The sequence below is a fragment of the Salmonella sp. 741265116_PST genome (assembly GCF_046567715.1).
In the GTDB taxonomy this organism is placed as follows: domain Bacteria; phylum Pseudomonadota; class Gammaproteobacteria; order Enterobacterales; family Enterobacteriaceae; genus Salmonella; species Salmonella enterica.
In genome coordinates, this window is sequence record NZ_JBKFPH010000068.1 from 1 (window position 1) to 2,871 (window position 2,871).

At 46.8% G+C, this 2,871-nt stretch carries 1 protein-coding gene and 2 pseudogenes; 1 reads left to right on the top strand and 2 read right to left on the bottom strand.

Annotated features, from left to right (window positions below):
- Nucleotides 1-59: 59 nt before the first annotated feature.
- Nucleotides 60-1,258: pseudogene (locus ACLD11_RS21720) on the bottom strand (IS4 family transposase).
- Nucleotides 1,259-1,396: 138 nt separating this feature from the next.
- Nucleotides 1,397-2,080: a PipA/GogA/GtgA family type III secretion system effector gene (locus ACLD11_RS21725; RefSeq protein WP_183059768.1), complete on the bottom strand. Its 684-nt coding sequence runs from the start codon at nt 2,078-2,080 to the stop codon at nt 1,397-1,399.
- 142 nt (nt 2,081-2,222) lie between these two features.
- Between ACLD11_RS21725 and ACLD11_RS21730 the strand changes: the two are divergent.
- Nucleotides 2,223-2,871, top strand: a pseudogene (locus tag ACLD11_RS21730) (transposase); the annotation flags it as partial.

Consider the following 2,871-nt stretch of genomic DNA (forward strand, 5'->3'; position numbering starts at 1 on the left):
TGGTGGACACCACTTTGTCGGATACATCAGATTATGACCAGACGGTTCGCGCTGTACGCTTACCGATAGGTTCTGGCGAGGTGGTTAAGAACGGTGCTCAGCACCGTTCGCCTTAAAATTAGCGGAGAGTGTCGTAAGATATTCTCCGCTAACGTCAGATATGAGATAACCCGCCGGGATTTTATACTGTTGGCCTGGTATCGCAGATGTAATCCTTTATTTTCAGCATGATAACCAATAAGCCACAGAACTATTGTGCTCAGCGTTGCCAGCAGGCTCAGTACAAGAAGGCGTCCTGCTGAACGGCTGTAGCTGGCACGCAAACCGAACCCAAAACGCTCACTTTTTTCATCCCGGAAGTTTTGCTCTATCTGCATACGGCGACTGTATAACTGCATGATTTCCCGTGGCTTAAAGTCACCTGCACTACTGAATATAAGCCAGGGTTCTTTTGCCGCTTTGCGGGCATCCCGGACCTGCGATTTACGATGAATTCGACACCGGGAATGTTTGTGCTTACGCCCACGAGTTTGTTTTTGTGAAGATAAAAGTGTCCGTCACAGCGTGCATATTCTGCCCGTCCCGGAGTACCAGACCCGAGATGTACCGGTCGTGTGCCTGCCTTAATGAGTGGATGTTTTTCAGCTTTGATATCAGTGACATCGTGCCAGCATTCACCTGTTTTTTGTAACCTGAACTTCACTTTACCCCGGACGCGACCAATGAAATCCCGGCCCAGCGATTTTATATGATTGAACCATGCATTCTGGAAGCCAGCATCAGTGACGATAAGTACTCTGGACTTCGGGTTTACCGCTTCGGCAAGCGCATCAAGAAACGCTTTTTGGATCTTTGCGTTCTGCTGTTTTTCTGAGGGAACGATCCAGCTCAATAACGGGAGCGAACGCCCGTCGCAAATCAGGCTGGCACGGAGTACGTGATACTCCTGAGACGGGTAGCCACTCCAGTCAACAGCAATGACGCACAGGGATAACTGGCGTGTCAGCATCGAAATAATATTATTAAAAATCAAAGGAATATCACGATGAAGTGATTCATTGCCGAGCAGACGATCAACGCGTTTGATTTTATTTTTGACCTGAGCAGTTCCGGGTAAATAACGACCGATACTGGTCAGCGTCAGCGATGCGCCATTAATTAGTGCAACAGTGGCATCCAGCAGGGCATTTTGTCGGTATTTGTGAAACGGAGCTAAGGCATCCTGGAAGAAATTCTGACATACTTGATAAGCAGGCATAGAGGAGATCTCATTGAATTGGTTGCACAATCAGTAGATCACAAAACTCTATGCCTGTCTTTTTTCACCCGCCCATTACTGGGGATTCCTCAGCGCTACTAAGCGGGTTTTTAGTTGTTTTTTCGTTTCCTGATGTATCTATTTATTGAAGATGTAGGCCATTCTTGGAGGTGAAGAATGCCCCATCTCTTTCAGAATAATGTTGGTATATTCGACAATAGGGCCTCTTGGATGATTTTCTTCTTCATCCTGAAGATGGGTCAGCGCATGTGCAACTTCATGAATAAATGAACGTTTTGTGTCAAAACGTTGTGGTCCTTCGTTACTTTCATAATACTCGGGATATGAATCATCATCAGTATCGTCCAGATTGAGACAAATGACTTTCCTGCCTTCTGAAAGCTTGAGGTCTTCCGGAGTCACGGTAGTTTCAAAGGCTTCGCCTGCCCCCAGTAGCCAGCGCTGCTCCACATTATGTAGTTCTTTTTCATATGCGTAATTCATCAGTCTGCGGAATGTTTCGCTTTGGGTGTACGCATTTTGAAGTACGGAGGATAGTTCACCGTAGCATTCGTCATAAGTGTCGTCATCAATTTCTGTATCAGGGTCTATTCCACCCGCGCCTGAGATAAGGTACTCCACCACACACTCTGGCTCCAGACGGAATTCACTGTTTATGGCAAGGCTGTCATGAGCAAGGCGTAGCTGTGAGGGGTTTTGTGCATGTTCGGGAATATCGGGGAAAACAGGTGTATCTGCGGTATTTAATCCATATGTGGATACTCTGCTTTGAGATATTAATCTGTTGGTGACTGGAAGCATAATTTCTTTTTCGCTGATTACTATTATGAATTATTTTGATTAAATCATAATACTGTTTTTGTCTAATATGTCACATACGGATAACACCATAACTCAAAAAAACAACATTTTGGCGTGAGTTTTTGATCGTTGTAGTGGCACAGTAAATTTGGCCACCTGGTACAACTGGAAGTCCAGATACGGCGGTATGGAGGCTTCTGATATTAAAAAGATCAAGGCTCTTGAGGATGAGAACCGCCGTCTCAAACAGATGTTTGCTGATCTGAACCTTGAGAACCGGGCGCTGAAAGACGTTATCGAAAAAAGCTTTAAAACCAGCCTTTAAGCGTGAGCTGGTCACTCATCTGATAACGACATTCGGACTCAGTATCCGTCAGGCCTGCCGGAGTCTGAATCTGAGCAGAACGGTTTACCATTACCGCCCGGATACCACGCGTGATGTACCCGTTATTGCCGCCCTGCAGGCAGCGGCTGAACGATACCCACGATACGGTTTTCCGAAGCTTTACCAGGTTCTGCGACGGCAGGGATACCCGTGGAATCACAAAAGGCTCCACCATATTTACTGTCTGCTGAAGCTGAATTTTCGCCGTAAGGGCAAACAACGGTTGCCGGTGCGTAACCCCTCACCACTGGCCACGCCGGAAGCACTGAACCAGAGCTGGTCTGTCGATTTTATGCATGATGCCCAGGTCTGTGGCCGTCGTTTTCGCACGTTCAATGTCGTTGATGACTTTAACCGTGAGGCGTTGTCGATTGAAATCGATCTGAATCTGCCAGCTCCGCGAGTG